Annotated in this window: 15 protein-coding genes and 1 other annotated feature; of the genes, 2 read left to right on the forward strand and 13 right to left on the reverse strand. The window is 55.6% G+C overall.

Annotation, left to right across the window (positions count from 1 at the left end; translation table 11 throughout):
* The 8 genes from ileS to PEH01S_RS20680 form a co-directional block, all read right to left on the reverse strand.
* Positions 1-2,852, reverse strand: a 2,852-nt coding sequence (gene ileS / locus PEH01S_RS20645; protein ID WP_127487789.1) for an isoleucine--tRNA ligase, incomplete at its 3' end; no start/stop codon positions are given.
* Between the two features lie 44 nt (positions 2,853-2,896).
* Positions 2,897-3,151, reverse strand: a binding site (T-box leader).
* Positions 3,152-3,285: 134 nt separating this feature from the next.
* The gene (locus PEH01S_RS20650; protein WP_127487791.1) at positions 3,286-4,593 is read right to left on the reverse strand and encodes an SMI1/KNR4 family protein; all 1,308 of its coding nucleotides are present in this window, start codon (positions 4,591-4,593) and stop codon (positions 3,286-3,288) included.
* Positions 4,594-4,609: 16 nt separating this feature from the next.
* Positions 4,610-5,305 carry a DUF4274 domain-containing protein gene (locus tag PEH01S_RS20655; RefSeq protein ID WP_127487793.1) on the reverse strand — a complete coding sequence of 232 codons (696 nt, stop codon included), beginning with the start codon at positions 5,303-5,305 and terminating at the stop codon, positions 4,610-4,612.
* Between the two features lies 1 nt (position 5,306).
* Positions 5,307-6,305: a zinc-binding dehydrogenase gene (locus PEH01S_RS20660; protein WP_127487795.1), complete on the reverse strand. Its 999-nt coding sequence runs from the start codon at positions 6,303-6,305 to the stop codon at positions 5,307-5,309.
* Positions 6,306-6,336: 31 nt separating this feature from the next.
* A complete protein-coding gene (locus tag PEH01S_RS20665; protein WP_127487797.1) occupies positions 6,337-7,320 on the reverse strand; it encodes a phosphotransferase enzyme family protein in 984 nt (327 codons plus the stop codon).
* A gap of 134 nt (positions 7,321-7,454) precedes the next feature.
* The gene (locus PEH01S_RS20670) at positions 7,455-8,009 is read right to left on the reverse strand and encodes a hypothetical protein (RefSeq protein ID WP_025850525.1); all 555 of its coding nucleotides are present in this window, start codon (positions 8,007-8,009) and stop codon (positions 7,455-7,457) included.
* Positions 8,010-8,183: 174 nt separating this feature from the next.
* Positions 8,184-8,519 (reverse strand): antibiotic biosynthesis monooxygenase family protein, encoded by a 336-nt coding sequence (locus PEH01S_RS20675; RefSeq protein WP_010497341.1) that lies wholly within the window; start codon positions 8,517-8,519, stop codon positions 8,184-8,186.
* 57 nt (positions 8,520-8,576) lie between these two features.
* Positions 8,577-9,677, reverse strand: coding sequence for a GerAB/ArcD/ProY family transporter (locus PEH01S_RS20680; RefSeq protein WP_025850526.1), 1,101 nt, complete (start codon positions 9,675-9,677; stop codon positions 8,577-8,579).
* A 171-nt stretch (positions 9,678-9,848) separates the two neighbouring features.
* On the opposite strand from PEH01S_RS20680, the gene PEH01S_RS20685 reads away from it, so the two are divergent.
* Positions 9,849-10,544, forward strand: a complete 696-nt coding sequence (locus PEH01S_RS20685; RefSeq protein ID WP_025850527.1) for a GT-D fold domain-containing glycosyltransferase — start codon at positions 9,849-9,851, stop codon at positions 10,542-10,544.
* Here the strand turns inward: PEH01S_RS20685 and PEH01S_RS20690 are convergent.
* Positions 10,533-11,855 carry a nucleotide sugar dehydrogenase gene (locus PEH01S_RS20690; RefSeq protein WP_127487799.1) on the reverse strand — a complete coding sequence of 441 codons (1,323 nt, stop codon included), beginning with the start codon at positions 11,853-11,855 and terminating at the stop codon, positions 10,533-10,535. The two genes, PEH01S_RS20685 and PEH01S_RS20690, sit on opposite strands and share 12 nt — an antisense overlap.
* Before the next feature lie 200 nt (positions 11,856-12,055).
* Here PEH01S_RS20690 and PEH01S_RS20695 point away from each other — a divergent pair, with 200 nt between their 5' ends.
* Complete coding sequence (locus PEH01S_RS20695) at positions 12,056-12,790, forward strand: glycosyltransferase family 2 protein (RefSeq protein WP_025850529.1); 735 nt, start codon at positions 12,056-12,058, stop codon at positions 12,788-12,790.
* 27 nt (positions 12,791-12,817) lie between these two features.
* Here PEH01S_RS20695 and PEH01S_RS20700 read toward each other — a convergent pair whose 3' ends face one another.
* From PEH01S_RS20700 to PEH01S_RS20715, 4 genes are read right to left on the reverse strand one after another with little or no spacing between them, the layout of a single operon-like run.
* Positions 12,818-13,915: a GerAB/ArcD/ProY family transporter gene (locus PEH01S_RS20700; RefSeq protein ID WP_025850530.1), complete on the reverse strand. Its 1,098-nt coding sequence runs from the start codon at positions 13,913-13,915 to the stop codon at positions 12,818-12,820.
* A gap of 9 nt (positions 13,916-13,924) precedes the next feature.
* Positions 13,925-15,019 carry a GerAB/ArcD/ProY family transporter gene (locus tag PEH01S_RS20705; RefSeq protein ID WP_127487801.1) on the reverse strand — a complete coding sequence of 365 codons (1,095 nt, stop codon included), beginning with the start codon at positions 15,017-15,019 and terminating at the stop codon, positions 13,925-13,927.
* 39 nt (positions 15,020-15,058) lie between these two features.
* A complete protein-coding gene (locus PEH01S_RS20710) occupies positions 15,059-15,289 on the reverse strand; it encodes a hypothetical protein (protein WP_025850532.1) in 231 nt (76 codons plus the stop codon).
* A gap of 15 nt (positions 15,290-15,304) precedes the next feature.
* Positions 15,305-16,516, reverse strand: coding sequence for a Ger(x)C family spore germination protein (locus PEH01S_RS20715; RefSeq protein ID WP_025850533.1), 1,212 nt, complete (start codon positions 16,514-16,516; stop codon positions 15,305-15,307).
* Positions 16,517-16,518: the final 2 nt, after the last annotated feature.

Below are 16,518 nucleotides of genomic sequence, written 5' to 3' on the forward strand. Positions count from 1 at the left end.
ACAAGCCCCTCCTGCTCCAGCTCCTCGGTGATCGCCGTATTCAAAGCAACGGTGATCCCGTAGCCGGATGCGGAGGCGAAGCCGGCTTTGGCTTGTTTGTCCACGAGCAGCTCGTCGAGCGTAAGATGAAGCGTTTCTCCGTCGACCGCCATCTCCAGGAAGCCCGCTGTGACAGCTTGCTTCGCTTCCGCGGCGGACAGCTGCTTCAGGCGGCTTTGCACCGGCCCGACGAATTTGCCGTACTTTTTGCCCGCCGCTTTCAGGTTCAGCTTCAAGCTGAAGTCCACGAACCCGCTGTCGCTCTGCTCGATGCGGATGTCTTTGACGTTGATCTCCTCTTTGACGATATCCGCGTACCGGCTCAGATCGAATTCCCGGTCCAGCGAAACGATCAGCTCCGCTAGCGGCTGGCGGGTTTTGATCCCGGTCTCGTTCCGGACGCTGCGCGCCAGCTCGACGATTTGCCGCGCGGTTTCCATGTCCCGCTCAAGCGTCGGGTCCACCGCGGAATCGTTCGCCTTCGGATAGTCCGCGAGATGAACGCTCCCCTCGCCGCCAAGATTGCCGTAGATGTCTTCGGCGATAAGCGGCGCATACGGCGCGATCATGGCCGCAAGCGTCAAGAGCGCTTCGCGGAGCGTCCGGTACGCGGACACTTTATCCTCGGTCATGCCGCTGGCCCAGAAACGGTCCCGGGAGCGGCGGATATACCAGTTGCTCAGCTCGTCGACGAGCGCCTCGATCTGCTTCGCGGGGTTCAAGAAATCGTTGTCGTCCAGCCCCTTCACGACCAGACGCAGAGTGCTGTTCAGCCTTGATAGAATCCAGCGGTCCAGTTCGTTCGCGGAGGTCCGCAGCGGGTGCTCCTCCGGCTTATAGCCATCGATCGCCGCATACAGCGCATAAAACGCATGCGCGTTATGGAGCGTATCGATTACCTTCGATTTCGCTTCGGCGACGATTTGCTTGGAGAACCGCTTGCTGTTCCACGGCGCGCTGTCGGCCAGCAGCGCCCAACGGAACGCATCGGTGCCGAACTCCTCGATGATTTCCCAAGGATCGATGCCGTTGCCCTTGCTCTTGGACATCTTCTGTCCGTTCTCGTCCAGCACGTGTCCGGTCGAAATGACGGCTTTGTAAGGCGACTGCCCGTTGTACAGCGTCGAGACGGCCAGCAGGCTGAAGAACCAGCCCCGCGTCTGATCGATCCCTTCGCAGATCATATCCGCCGGGTACTGCTCCTGAAACTGCCGCTCGTCGCCGAACGGATGATGGTACTGCGCGAACGGCATCGAGCCGCTGTCGAACCAGACGTCGATCACCTCCGGGGTTCGCTCCATCGTGCCGCCGCAGGCGCAGCGCAGCTTCACTTCGTCGACGTACGGCTTGTGCAGCTCCAAGCTCTCGTCAATCGGCTGAATCGCCCGCTCCCGCAGCTCTTGCCGGCTTCCGGGCGCATGCTCTTCCCCGCAATCCCCGCACACCCAGACGTTCAGCGGCGTCCCCCAGTAGCGGTTGCGGCTGATGTTCCAATCGACGAGCTCTTCGAGAAACTTGCCGAAGCGCCCTTCGCGGAGGTGGGAAGGATACCAATTGATGCCGCGGTTGTTCTCGATCAATTGGTCCTTGACCGCCGTCGTCCGGATGAACCAGCTTTCCATTGCGTAGTAGAGCAGCGGCGATTTGCAGCGCCAGCAGAACGGGTAGCTGTGCTCGTACCGCTCTTTGGAAAACAGCAGGCCGCGCTCGGACAAGCTTTTCACGATGTCGACGTCGCAATCCTTGACGAAGCGTCCCGCGAATTCCGTCACCTGCTCGGTATAGCGGCCGGCCAGGTTCACGACGTTGACGAAATCCAGCTCATGCTTGCGGGTTGTGCGGTAGTCTTCCTCCCCGTGCGCAGGGGCCGTATGAACGATCCCGGTCCCGCTCGTATCGCTCACGTAGTCCGCCTCGACGACGATATGCCCTTTGCCCGGGCGGATATACGCGAAAGGCGGCTCGTAAGGGGTGCCGACGAATTCCGATCCTTTATGCACGGACACAATTTCGTAGTCCGCCTTGAACACGTTCCCGGCGAGCTTTTCCGCGACGACGTACAGCTCGCCGTTGTATTTCACCTTGACATAGTCGAGGTCTTTATTCACGGCAAGCGCCACGTTGGCCGGCAGCGTCCACGGAGTGGTCGTCCAGGCAAGGAAGATTTCGTCCCCGCGCTTGCTTTTGAATTTTACGGTTGCGCTCAAGTCCTTGACATCCTCATACCCTTGCGCTACTTCATGAGAGCTGAGCGTCGTTTGACAGTCCGGACAGTACGGGCTGACCCGGTGGCCTTTATACAGCAGCCCTTTGCCATGGATTACGGACAAAAGGTGCCAGACGCTCTCGATATATTCGTTGGTCAGCGTCACATACGGATTATCCATATCCGTCCAATACGCAATCGCCTCGGTCAGCTCCCGCCACTGCTTCTCGTATTCGAATACGCTGCTTTTGCACTTTTCCACAAATTCGGCCACGCCGTACTTCTCGATCTCCTGCTTGCCCGAGATGCCGAGCTGCTTCTCGACGCCCAGCTCGACCGGAAGGCCGTGCGTGTCCCAACCGGCTTTGCGGACGACGCGATAGCCGGACATCGTCTTGTAGCGGCAGATAAAATCTTTCACGACGCGCCCGAGCACATGCCCGATATGAGGCGAGCCGTTGGCTGTCGGGGGCCCTTCATAGAACACGAAATTCGGGCGGCCGGCCCGGTTCTCGATCGATTTGCGGTGCGTTTCGTCCCGTCTCCACTGCTCCAGCACGCGAAGCTCGCGGACTCTCGCTTTTTCTTTCACGTCGACTTTTCTCACAGATCTCATCCTTTCTTCTTGAAAAAACAAAAAAATCCCGCCCCGTAAGGGACGAGATTGTTCTCGCGCTACCACCCTTGTTCCGCAGCGATCATCTTGAAACATGATCCCGCGGCACCTCTACGACGTACCATCATACGCGTCCCTTGTAACGGCGGGATCCCGGGGCTGCTTACTAAAGCTTCAGCATTCCTTCTCGGAGAGGATGTTCGGCTAATTCTTGAACGTTGGCTTTCAGCACGGGGCCAACTCTCTGGGGAACAAGGGATTAGCTTACTCATTCTCGTCAATGAATTTAACAGGGAATTGAATTACTACAGTTGTACACCAGTTTCACCCAAATGTCAACGGGTCTGATCGCATACGTGTCTGTTCACAGCCGAATCAAGCCGCGCAGCGCGAACAAAGGGGACGGTACATTCGTCCTGCATCCTTACCGCCAATCGGCCAAATGCGCCGTTACCCGCCGAACCGCTTCCTTTTCCTTCTTCAGCACGGCTTCCTGTTCGGCCTTATCCAGCAGGCGGAGTATTTCACCGCGATCCGGCTCGCCCTTCGGACATTCCCCTTTCGCGAACAGCTTCCCCAGCGCGGACAGCGCCGACTGCCGCATGGCCTCATGCCCGTCCAGCCAGCGGCAAACGTCCTCCCAGTGCGGCGCGGAGGCTGCAAACAAGTCGTCCCAGCCTCCGAACGGAAACGCGACGCGGGACTCCATCCACCGGATGACGTCCCGGCTGTGGAAGTGCCGCAGCAAGCCGTTGGCGCTGTAGCCGTCGATTTTGCTGTTCTGCGCCTCCTGCTCCAGCCGGGCCACTACCCGCTCCAGCCCCTCGCGCCCCGGGAGGCAGCATGCCGACAAATACGCTCTGCTATGGTTCGACACTTCAACCGGAGGCTGATCCGACCACAGCGAACGCACCCAATCCGCCGCCGCTTCGCCGACGGTCTCCCCTATGTATCCGAGCAGATGATCCCGATAAACCCAGTACGTCTCGCGCTCAAGTCTGGCCAGCCACGCGGCCAGCACAGCGTCAGGCTCATAGCGCTCCAGCGCTTCGCGCACCCCCGGATCCTCCGCTTCATGGAACGTGATATAGTCGATGAGCAGCGGCAGCTCCTTCGCCGCCTCTTCCAGCGTAAGCGTCAAATACTGGTCAAGCCAAGCTTTCCATGCCTTCGCGTTCGACCCGTCGACATCCAAGCCGTCCGGACCGCAAAACGGCTCGTACGCGCTGTCCTCGGCGCCGACGAAAGCCAGCTCCGTTACCCGCTCCACAAATTCGGTGAACGAAGGAGCCAGCAGCAGAAACTCGCCCGTCTCGTGCCCCCAGCTGACGACCGGCGGATCGTCCGGATGACCTTCAAGATCGAGCAGCACATAATCCCCGTTGCCGGCCACATGAAAAGCAAGATAACGTTTCTCCTCCTCCAGCTCGTCGCCGCCGAAATACGGCCATTCGAACGCATCGAGACTCCACGCCAGCTCTCCGGACGAGGCAAAGGGGGCCAGCGTCTCCTTGTCGAAATACCAGTAGATCGTGACTTTCCCCGCTCCCTCGGCAAGGATCCGCCGTACGGTCGGCGGCAGTCCGATTCCAAGGCGCGCCTCCGTTTCCCTCACGCGTTCCCCGTCCGCTTCCGGCTCGACGACCCATTCGCGCACCGTTGCGCCCTGCGCGGCAAGACGCTGCAGCAGCGTGTCCCAGCGCCCGATCCATGCTTTTACTTTCTCTCTCATGCTTCTGCCTTCTCCTTTAGGTATCCTTCAATTGCGGAAATCTCTCCAGCGTATAACGGATTAACGCGATGTACTGCCGCTCGTCATCATACTCGACCCTCTCGCGCTCCAGCCAGTAATCTCCGTCCGCAAGGTCGTATATTTCGTAAGCCGTCGCTTCCCGGCACTCCGGATGCCGCACAATCGCCTCGATCGGCTCCAAATCGTCATCCCAGCTAAATCCAAGCACGAACGCATGCAGAAGCTCCGGCGTATTCAACAGATGCAGCCGGGCCATGCGCTCCTCATCCTCTGCATAGAGCAGAGAATCGACAAGCTCGCGTTCCGCCTCCGTCAGCGTTAGCCGAAAGGCCCCTTTCGCGCCAAGCAGAAGATCGGCAATTTCGGGATGATGTCTCGCTTGGAACCAAGGCGTATGCGTGATGCCCTTCGGGTGGTCCAGTTCGATACCATGAGCGATCAGCAGCTCCACCGCCTGCTTATTTCCGAATTTGATCGCTTTTTCCAGCACCGTTAAGCCGAGCTTGTCTTCCCGCCCCGGATCGGCTCCCTTGGCAAGCAGAAACGCAAACATCTCCATCGGCGCTTTTTGCGTAATGATATAATGCAGCGGAGTGCGGCCGAACTTGTCCTGCCCGTTCACATCACCGGCTGACGCTGCGGCTTCGAGCGCCTCCATCGACCGGTTTTTGATCGCTTCAAACAACAGCATGTTATCCCTCTTCTTCTGGAATCAGGCCTATTTTTCCGAACTGCCTGCCTTCCTGCATTCTTTGAAAAGCCCGGACGGCTTCGGCTAAAGGAAACGTTGCGTCTACCACCGGACGTATGCGGTGCTTGTCCACTAACTGCAGCATTTTCTTGAATTCTTCGGTACTTCCCATCGAGGTGCCCAGAAAGCTGAATTGCGGAAAAAGAAACGGCCGCAGCGGAATTTCGACGGTGTCTCCCGAAGTAGCGCCTAAGCTGACAATTCGTCCTCCCGGGCGAAGCACCTTAAAATACTGGGGAAATGTGGCGGGGCCGATGCTCTCCACGATGAGATCGACTTTCCGGCCCTCAAGCGCTTCGTCCCAGTCCCCGTGGCTGTCTATAGCCGCATCCGCTCCAAGCTCCAGCGCCTTTCTGCGTTTGCCCGCGTCGCGGGAAGTGACGGTGACCTCTGCCCCTGCCGCCTTCGCCATCGCCAAGGCGTACGTGGCTACGCCGCTCCCGATCCCGGGAAGCAGCACATGCTCGCCCTGCTGCACCTGCCCGCGGGTGAACAGCGCCCGGTACGCGGTTAACGCGGCCAAAGGAAGCACTCCCGCTTCCTCCCAGGTAAGATAAGCCGGCTTCGGCTCCACATTGACGGCCGGAACAATGGTGCTCTGCGCAAAGGTGCCGTCCGTCGGGCTTCCCAGAATGTCCGGAACCTCCGGAACTTCGCTGGCAGCATGCCAGCCGAGGGTCGGATTAATAATCACCTCGTCGCCGATGCGGACGTGATCGACGCCGCTTCCGACCGCTTCCACGAGTCCCGCTCCGTCCGAGCCGGGGATGAACGGCGGTTCGCTTCCCGTTCTTCGGGCGAGCACGAACAGGTCGCGGTGATTGAGCCCTGCCGCTTTGATCCGCACCTTGACTTCGCCGGGTCCCGGATGCTTGTCTTCGACTTCCTCAAGCCTCAGACCGTTCGTGCCGGTGGCCCCATAATGAAGCAGAGCTTTCATAGCTGTGCACCTCTTTCATCCTTGTTCTTTTCTAACTGTTCCCGATTCCCAGAACCGGTTCGTCTTTAAGATAGTTTTCAAAATAGCTTTTCGCCACTTTGGGAATAAGCTCGGATAGCGACGCGTGCTCCGCAGGGTTGTTGGCGAGAAAAGCGAAGTTTCGGAGAATCGCCCAAACGAAAAACAGGTCCAGGCTCTTCGCATCGGTCTCCCGCAGCTGCCGTTCCTCCCGGTAGGCGGACCAAAATTCGCGCCGGTTCTCCGGCGAAAGATGTAAAAACGATTCAGCCACGTCAAACAGGTAAAAGCCGTAGCCGCACGCGGAAAAGTCGATGGGCCTCGGACGGCCCCGATCGACAACGTAATTGCTTTCGTGCAGGTCCGAATGAATCAGCCCCCAGGTATGGCTCGCCACCGGTTGGCGCTGCAGCCCGGCGGCAATGCGATGCGCGGTCCGTTCAAGGCAAGCGTACGCTTCCCCCGAAATGACGTTCAGCTCCGGCAGCCGCTTTAACGGACCGGGCAGCGACAACACGTTGTCCCTATCATACACCGGCCGGGTGAACCCTGCGGGAGCGTTCCATTCCATCGCATGCCGATGCAGCGCGGCCATGAGCTGCGCCAGGCTTCGAGCTTCCCCGGGTGTCGGTTCCCTGTCCAGAAGCTCGCCCTCCACCCACCGATGCAGCGTGACGACAACGGTTTCCCCGGAAGCATGGACGGCCACCTCCGTCGTCAGCCCGTTATCCCGGCTTCTTACCGGAGAAGGTACCGTCAAGTCCGTATCCGCGGCTAACGCTTCGAGCCAAAGCAGCTCCGATTCGACAGTCTTTTTGGAATGGCTTCCCTTTGCAGCATAATGCAGCTTCATCAGATAGTTCAAGCTTTCCTGCTTCGTCTTCACCCGAAAGGTCACATTGTCGCTTTTCCCCAAATAAACAAGCCGCTCCCCTTGAACCGGAAATTGTTTTAATGCTTCCCTCGCAATGCTCTCATCGTCCCAACCGACTCGCACAACGTCCCCCCAATAATTCACCTTTCTATCTACTTTACCATACATTTCCTCTTTTCGAAGAGGAAAAAAGAATATAAAAAGAGGAGTCCGGCTCCAGCACGAACCGACGCTCCTCTATGGCTTACTTGGTTGGCCTATTCCGCTTTGGCCGCGGCCGCTTCGGCAGCCGTCGGCGCAGCAGCCAGCTCGAACGTCTGATTGCCGTTCACTTCGACGTTCTGAACCGCTCCGTTCGTAGTTACCCAGCCTCTCGCAAGCAGCGAGGCTTTGCCCGAGTTGACGAAGATTCTCCCCAGGTACACGCGCTCATTGCATTTGAGATGATTCCCGAAGTTGATATGGTACAGCCCCGTGGCATAGCCCTTCAACGTAAAAGGCTTGCCTGGGATGATCGTGGAGCCGATCTCCTGGTAGGACGTGCCTTCCGTCGTAAGCTTGGTGCCGTCCTGCTGGTAAAAGGACACCGTAATATCTGCAGGCGTGCTGCCGGCATTGGATAATTGGAACGAAAAATCCAGAGACTGCTCCGCGCTGCAATAATTATTCGCCGGAATTTGGAAGGCGATTTCCTCAGGCAGCGGCTGCGGTTGTCCCGACGCCCGTGAAGGCCCTTCCGCCGTAGCCGGAGCCATGAACATCAGACTTAGCGCCATGGCGGGCAGTAATACTTTTTTGAGCTTGCTTTTCATTTCCCGTACCCCTTTTGTCAAGTCATTTCCTCTCTACTGTAATGGAGCCTGCGCCGATTGTCCAGAAGGATTCCTTCCAGCATTGGGCAGCAAAAAAGCCTCCGGTCCGCCCCATACAGAGCTTAACCCGAAGGCTTCGTTTCCGCACCCCTCGAACGGACGCGAGCGGACCCGTCACGCTTGCGCTTGCTGCCGATACGGTCCTTTGACCGTTTTCACTTCATAGTTTCCGTGACTCGAGCTGAGAATATGCTCCGGCTTGGGCTTGCCCCTTGCCTGCCTGTGACCTTCGAGATGCACCTCGCTGGTCTCCCATTTCTTCCATGCTTCCTCGGACTCCCAGCGAATCATCACAATGACCTCTTCATCGCCTTTTCTCGCCTTCTTGACAAGTACGCTTAAATCGATAAAGCCTTCGGATTTTTCAATGGCACCCTCTCCGCTGAAGCGCTGAACGACCAGATCCGAGGTTCCTTCTTTAACGATAATCGTTTTCATTTCAATAAACATCGAATCACTCCCCAAGATAAACTTACCATTTTATAATATTGATAAAGATTATCATTGTCAATGAACCGACGTCTTCCGGTATCGGTCGGCAGCCGTAACAAGCATCCATAACAAAAGCGGAAATACCACGGCAAAGCCTGCTCCGAGGTTGCCCATCCAGGCGATCATTTTATCGTTGTCGCGTAACGTCGGCTGGTAAAAGAAATACGACACCGCGAGCAGCAGCAAAAACACGAACAGATGCGGCCGATGGTCCGGCCTGCCCAGCATCCAGCTCGTGGAGTACACGCTGCAGAACGTAAAAGGAATCCACGTCAGAGAGATTAATAAAAGATAAAAGGCGAGGAACACGATTTCAAAGCGTTCGATGAAGGGAAATTCGACCACTTTCAGCAGGCTGATCACCGGTTCGTTGTACTGCGTGATCTCGTCCGGGCTGTAGAACACCAGGCAAGTAAAGTCCAGCAGCAAGTAGACAAGCAAGGCCAGCGTATTGGCGGTAATGACCCCAATGGCCGCCCGGTCTTTCTTTTGCAGAAACGGATACAGCACAAACGTCATTTCAAAGCCCAAAAAAGTGAACACCATCTCCGGCGTAGCCGCCAGCACCGGTCCCCACCCTTCTTTAAGCACGGGAAGCAAATGGAGCCATTCGGCTTCGCGGAGCACGTCGATAAAAATAACAGGCATCCAGCAGCACATCAAAACGACGAACTCCGCAAATCTGCCATGGACCCGGACTCCGCTGCGGGCAATGATCCAGAATGGAATGATCAGCACGGCGACGAGCATAAGCTCCGGCGTTTGCGGCAGCAGCCATGCTTTGACGTAGATCACCGTCCGGGAGAAAACGACGTACGAGAAATAAGCAAAATAAAGAGCGACGACGATCGCGCCGGCAATCCCCGCCCATTTGCCCCAATAATTCTTCAGCAGATCAAGCAGTGTCCCGTTCGGGTAACGCTTCATGGCTTGGATGATGATCAAGCTTGCGGCCGTAATCAGGACCCAGCCCAAGATGACCGATATCCAGTTGTCCGTCCCCGCATACCGGGTCGCATTCGCAGGAAACGGGAGGACGCCGATGCCAATTTCCGAGGTGAAAATAAGGAAAATATATTGCCAAATCGTAATTTCGTTAAAAGCGTACTTTTTCATCCGCGAAGCCTCCGGTTGGACGATCCTGAATGTTTAATATGTCCAATTTAAGGAAGTCTATGCGATTATATTTTGCTCCGTATGGATGCGGGCCCAGCCTGCCGCGCCGCATGATCATATACTATGAAAGGATCGCACCCGATCCAAATCCATTCGAAACGAGGGAATGCGGTGTCCAAACATTTACTGCTCCGCGGCGTCCATAAGCGGATTCGGCATGCGCTCCGTCGTAAGAAGCCCTTCTCTTTGGTCCGAATCGGTGACGGCGAAAATATCGTTTTGGCCCAAAAGTCCGTTTGGTCAATAAGAAAAGTGATGAAGCAAAAATGGGCAAGAAAGGCGAGAAGAGGAAAGAAAGGGGTAACGCTCCCGAATCTGAAGCTCCGTAATGAAATGGTCCGCTCGATTCGACGTGCAACCGTCGTCGGAATTCTCCCCAAAAACGACCGGAACATACGCGCCCCCCGGTATTTGAAGAGAAAGCTGACCAAAAAAGTGTTCAACTATTACAAATTAAAGCCGAAACTGACCTGCCATGCCTGCGTGAACCGGTTTTTGGCGCGAAGACGCTCTTTCTGGCGCATGCTGAGAAAATACCGCGTCTTGATTATTAACAAGCACCCCAAGAAATTAAAACGGATCCTGAGACGGCGTCCTTACCGACTGAAGATCCGCGGGACGATCGCTTTCTCTCATTATCGGCACATGAGACGCGCCGTAAGGAAAGCAAGAGCGATGAAGAACCGTTTTGATGTCGCGTTGATCTCATGCGGAGTCAATGCCGTTATTTTGGCGCCCCGCATCGCGAAATCGACCGGCAAAGTCGCGATCGATTTCGGCAAAGGCACCCGCCGACTAGCCAGATAAAGCCGAGCCCCCACCCAGCTTGGCTACCTTGGAACGGCCGCTCCGGCGTTTCGTCGCGTTGCGGGTATCATAGACAAGCGGCGCATAGCTCACGATCGAATCGATCGGAATCGCCGTATGATCCGTGTGAATCAGCACGACATCCGTGCTTCGAAGCGCCGCTTCCGTTAAGCTTACGCTGTTCAGGGTGAGGTCATTTAAGGTGACGGACGGAATGAACGGATCATGGTACTGTACCGAAGCGCCTTCATGGATCAATAACTGCATCATCGGGATCGCCGTAGATTCGCGCAAATCGGGCGTATCTTTTTTGTAAGTAATTCCATAAACCAAAACCCGGCTTTCGGAGATGCTCTTGGATGGGGCCAGCAGCCGTTTGAGCTCTTCGACAATATAAACCGGCATGCTTTCGTTTACGAGGTGGGACAATTCAATGAAGCGGCTCTCTGTCCCGAGCTGTCTGGCTTTCCACTGCAGATACAGCGGATCGACGGGAATACAATGCCCTCCGACTCCCGGACCCGGATAAAAGGCCATGAAGCCATACGGCTTCGTACGGGCCGCTTCGATGACCTCCCAGACGTTCACGTTCATTTTTTCACAGATTTTGGCGAATTCGTTCATGAACGAGATGTTCACCAGGCGGAAAGAATTTTCCAGAAGCTTGGCAGCTTCCGCCGTCTCGGTCGTGGAAACGGGTACGACTTGTTCGAACACTTGACTGTACAGCTTATATACTCTATCCAGGCATCGTTCGGTAATCCCGCTGACCACTTTCGGAATTTTGTCGATGGTCAGCTGCTTGTTGCCCGGGTCGATCCGTTCCGGCGAATAAGCCAGAAAAATATCTTCGCCGACCGCGAGACCGCTTCGCTCAAGCAAAGGCTGCACGACTTCCTTGGTCGTTCCCGGAAAGGTCGAGCTTTCCAGTACGATCAGCTGATTGCTCCTGAGCAGCGGAACGAGCCGGCTGCAGGTATCGGTTAAATAGCTTAAATCGGGCGTCTGCTGCGGAGATAACGGCGTAGGTACGCATATCACGATGCTTTCGGCTGAAGCCATATCGTCGTATTGCTCTGAAACGGCGAGCTTTCCGGAGGAAACCGCCCTGCGAATCTCTTCGTCTTCTATATCGGGCAAGTAGCTTCGCCCTTCGTTCAGCGTGCTGATTTTTGCCCCGTCCAGATCGATGCCGATCACATCAAACCCCTGGCGTATGAAGGCCAACGCCAACGGCAATCCGACAAATCCGAGGCCGATGATTCCTATCTTCCCATATCCGAACTTGTCTGTGCGCTCGTCCTTCTTCATGATGCCGTACTCCCTTTCTATGTCATCATTTCTACTCCTTCTATAAAATATTAGTTTCAAGTATAATTGCACACGTCCGATGCCGGGGGTTGTTTGTCCAGATTTGCCGGGGGGTCATCCGCCGTGCTTTCCCTGCGGCCGTTACATAAATTGAAGCATGAGCCGTTACCGGACTAATCCCCAAGAAGGAAGGACAACGCATGGACAAAAGCGTGAAGAAAGGCGTCACGATCGTTACCGCTACAATGCGTCCGCAATTTATAGACGAAGTATTCAAGAACTACGCCCGGCAAAAATGGGAGCGCAAGGAGCTCATCGTCATCTTGAGCAAAGGGGACATGAATATTGCCGATTACGAGGAACGGGCCAAAGAGTACCCGAATGTGAAGGTGTTTCAGCTCTCGGAGCGAAATTCCTTAGGCGAATGCTTGAATTTCGGTGTATCGAAGGCGAAATATCATTATATCGCCAAATTTGACGACGACGACTACTACGGGCCCCATTATATTGCGGAAGCCATGTATATGTTCAGAAAGTCGAAGGCCGATCTCGTCGGCAAACAGTCGTATTTCTTCTTCTTTCCCCACCGAAAATTATTATTGCTTCGCAGAACGAACAATCGTCCGTTTCGCAGGTGCCGACGGATTGCGGGAGCGACCATTATGTTCCGCAAGAGGGTATTCAAGCGCGTCAAATTCGTAAAAGTGCCTCAAGGCACGGATGTCCGTTTCATTGGCGCATGCCTGAGAAAAGGATATAAGATGTACAGCACCTCAAGATATAATTTTGCGGCTTTCCGGAGAGCCGACCGACAGTCCCACACCTGGAAAGTATCGGAAAAGCGGCTGATGCGGGAGAAAAAAAACCGGCGCATCAAAACCGACAATATCGTCAAGCACGTCGACCGGCCGCTTGCCAAAATCAAGAAATCATAGCCTTCGCTTTACCTGCCGTCTTTTGCATCAACGCTTCGTCTTCCTCCCCCGTACAGCCGCAACCAGCAGCAGAACCGCCGGCCATAAGGCAAACGTCATCGAATATACCGGCCACACCTTAAAATCCCAGGCCTGCTGGTAGCCCACATTCGGATAAATGAGCAGCGCAAAAGGCACAAGACAGAGGCCCATCGGCAAATTGAGCGAGCGGTATTCATCCACATGAATCATCTGGGCCAAACCCGTTACCGCAGCGTAGTAAATGAGCACCGCTTGATAAAATATGGCCAGCAGCCATAACAAGATAAGCAGCGCTTCAATCCGTTCAAAAAAATGACCGATGCTGATTTTCATCGTCAAGCTGTAGGTAGGATACAGCTCGATCGCGGTCCGGTCGGGACCGAGCACCATAACCGTTAACGCGGTGACTGCCGTCAAAATCGATCCGGAGCCCAGTACGGCGGCATAGAGGGCCTTGCCGCACACTTTAGGATGCTGCACATGCTTCGGATAAATCATCAGCAGCGAAATCCAGGGGAAGTAGGCGAAGCTTGTGAACGTGAACGAAGCCCGCGCGAGCGGTACGGGTTCCGAGTCCATAAACGGCATCAGGTTTGCGGCCCGGGCTTCCGGCAGCAGCGACAAGATGACGATGGCAAGCATGAGCATAAAAAACGGGAACGACGTCTCCGCGGACCGCGTCATCGCTCCAAGGCCCAGATGCGTCCCGTAAAGCACGACGACGGTATACAGGATCATCAGGACTTGCATCGGAGTTTCGCTGAACAGATTGGTCGACAGGAAGTTGCCGACATACCAGATTAAAGCAGCCGCAGAGTAAAAGTTGAAAAAGAGGTACCCCAGCATAAAGATGCGGGCCGTCGTTCTTCCGAGCAAATACGAGCTGAGCTCCGTCAAGGTCATATCCGGGAACCGTACCGCCAAGGCATTATACATGGCGACGAGCGCCAGCCCTCCCAAGGTGCCGAAAGCCGCGCCAAGCCAAGCATCCTGCTTCAGCTCTTGGGCTAGTCCCGAAGCAATGACGAGCAGCGTGGAACCGAGCGAGAACAAGATCGTCAGGACCGTAACCTGATATACCGAAATTTGCCGTCGTTCGTTCATTCCTTCACCTCATCTCTTCCCGAGGGATTGACGCAGCCAGGCCGCTCCGAGCATGAGCAAAGGGAGAAACAATCCGAAGGTGAGCGTATAAGGGGTCCAGAACTTCGTCGCAAAATGGTCGAAATACGGCCGGTTCGGAACGAATACCAAAGCCAGCACAATCGAAATCATGGCGAGCGGCAGCGTTACCGTATGATACTTGGGCAGCTTCGCGATCTGCGCGATCCCGTAGGAGGCAGCATAGTAGCACACGGAGATTTTCACAAAAACGGTAATGAACCAAAGAAACGCCATAATCGCTTCGATCCGCTCGAAAAATTTACCGACCGATACCTTCTGCGCCAGCACATAGCTCGGATAGGCCAATAAAGCGGTGATATCGCTGCCCATCACCAGGATGGAGACGGTGGAAAACAGCGTTAGAAGGATCGTGCCGATCGTCAGCCCCGTCGCATAAGCTTTCGCCCCCCGGACCGCGCTGCGGGCGAAAGGAAACAGCATGAGCAGGATCACGCTTTCCTCCAAATTCCCGAAAAATCTTAAATTCCCCTCGATCACCGGCTTCAGACCCTCGCTCAACACGGGCTGGGCATGCTCCAGCTTGATCTGCGGCGAAATAAACAAAATCAGGAGCAAGTAAAGCAGCATAAACGAAGGAAACGCCAGTTCGGACGAGCGAACCAGCGTAACGGCGCCCAGCCGCACACCCAGTACGATGACGCCGGTGAACAGAAGAATGACGACCTCGATCGGTGTCTCCGGTATCATCTGCGTCGTGATGAAATCGCCGATTTCATGCAGCATGATGGAAATGTCCACCAGAATAAAGCTGACGAACAAGCAAGCCGCCGCCGTCCCCGCCCACCGCCCGAAGACCGACCGGCATATCTCGATCAACGTGGACGGAAAGTAACGCTTGGCAAGCGCAGTGTACAGCCAGGCGATCGCCAAGCCCTCGACGCATCCGAACCCGGCTGCCAGCCAGGCATCCTGTTTCGCGGAGGACGCCAGCCAGGATGGTACATACAACAGCGCGTCTCCAACAACAAACAAAATGACAAGCAGCGTAAATTGGTAGGCATCGATCTTTTCGTTATCGAACATACGGTTCCACCTGCCATTTCCTCGACAGACAATTTGAGCTTAAGCCGAGCTGCCGTATATCAGGTTGCTCAGCGGCTTATACAGCGCGGTGATCCAGTCCAGCGGATTGGGGATGCCGAGCTGCAGCGCTTCCGCAATGCCGAGACTTGTCCCGAGGAGACACAGCAGAAAGAATGTCAACAGCTCCCTCTTTTGCCTCCTCTTCATTAAGGAACGCCATTCGATCGCCACGATCGCAGCCGTGGCCAATAAGACGAGCATCACATTCATGCCGAACGCTCCTCCTTATTTCATTTTGTCGATGAACGATTGTCCCACCTTGCCCGTTCTGCGCAGCTTGACGTCGATCCGAGTCTCCACTTTCGCACTCATGAAATGCCGGTCCCAATCGTCCTTCAGCCGTTTCCAGTTCCGGGGATCGTACCGGTGAATCGCCTCGCCGAATCCGAAGATGTCGGAGCGGCCGCTTTGCCGGGCTTTGCGGACCGCTTGCTTGATGTAACCGTCGATTTTCTGCTCCGTCCTGCGCTCGAACGCATAGATCGTTTCCGGCTTGGACACGTCTTCCCGGCACGAAATTTCTCCGATATTTCCCTCGGCCTCGATTTCGATGGTAATCAGCGGTTTGCCGCGGTGCGCGCTTCCTTTCAAGCTCGATTTGCTCCGAAGAATTTCGACCGTCGCCTTTCCTCCGGAAGCGCACGGGACCTCGGAAACCGTGGCATCGACCCGGTCCGTAATGTAACTAAAGCCTCTGCTTTCTTCCTCATTCAGCCAGCCGACCAGCTTGTCGTTCTTGAATATCCCAATGCTGGAAAACCGGAAAAAGGCGGAAGGGGTCACGCTTTTCAAATTGTCTTCCGTTTGTCCTTGTTCGGGAGTTCCGTTAATCTCCAGCCCTGTGATGACCCCCTCTTTCCCTTCCTTCATCAGATCCGTAATGTATTCGTCCAAGGTAATGGCCACGCTGGGGTCCCAGTTTTTTTCCGAGATTTCCAGACTTTTGAGCATGCTGGTCGCGGGAGATTGCTCGATTGGCAGCACCAGACTCATCACTTGACGAGCCTCGACTCCTTTGGTCACGATAAGAAAAAAGTCCGGGCGGATCTCATGGTCGCGCACAAACAAGTCCAGGATGTCCCGAAGCCCTTCCCGGGCAAGCTCTTCGCTGAACACCAAAGCCCGGATATGAGCAAAATACAGCTTGCGGGGGAGCACGGTTGTCAAGCGGCGAATGCCTTCGAAGACCGAGCCGGCCTTCATATATTGGGTTGTCACCGGCAAGCCCGAGCCGCCCCCGCTTCCTCCTCCCGACCCTTCGCTGCCCGCTTGTCCCATATTGAGAACCTGCATCGAAAGCAGGTATTCGTTCCCGACTTTATCGATGCCGATGCCCGTGACAATCGCCAGTTCGTTCAGTTCGCGGCGGCTCCAACAACCGGTGACGAAAGCCAACACCAGCGCGATCATGCACATCCTCGACAGCTTACGTCTCATCG

The organism is Paenibacillus ehimensis NBRC 15659, from assembly GCF_004000785.1.
In the GTDB taxonomy this organism is placed as follows: Bacteria; Bacillota; Bacilli; order Paenibacillales; family NBRC-103111; genus Paenibacillus_G; species Paenibacillus_G ehimensis.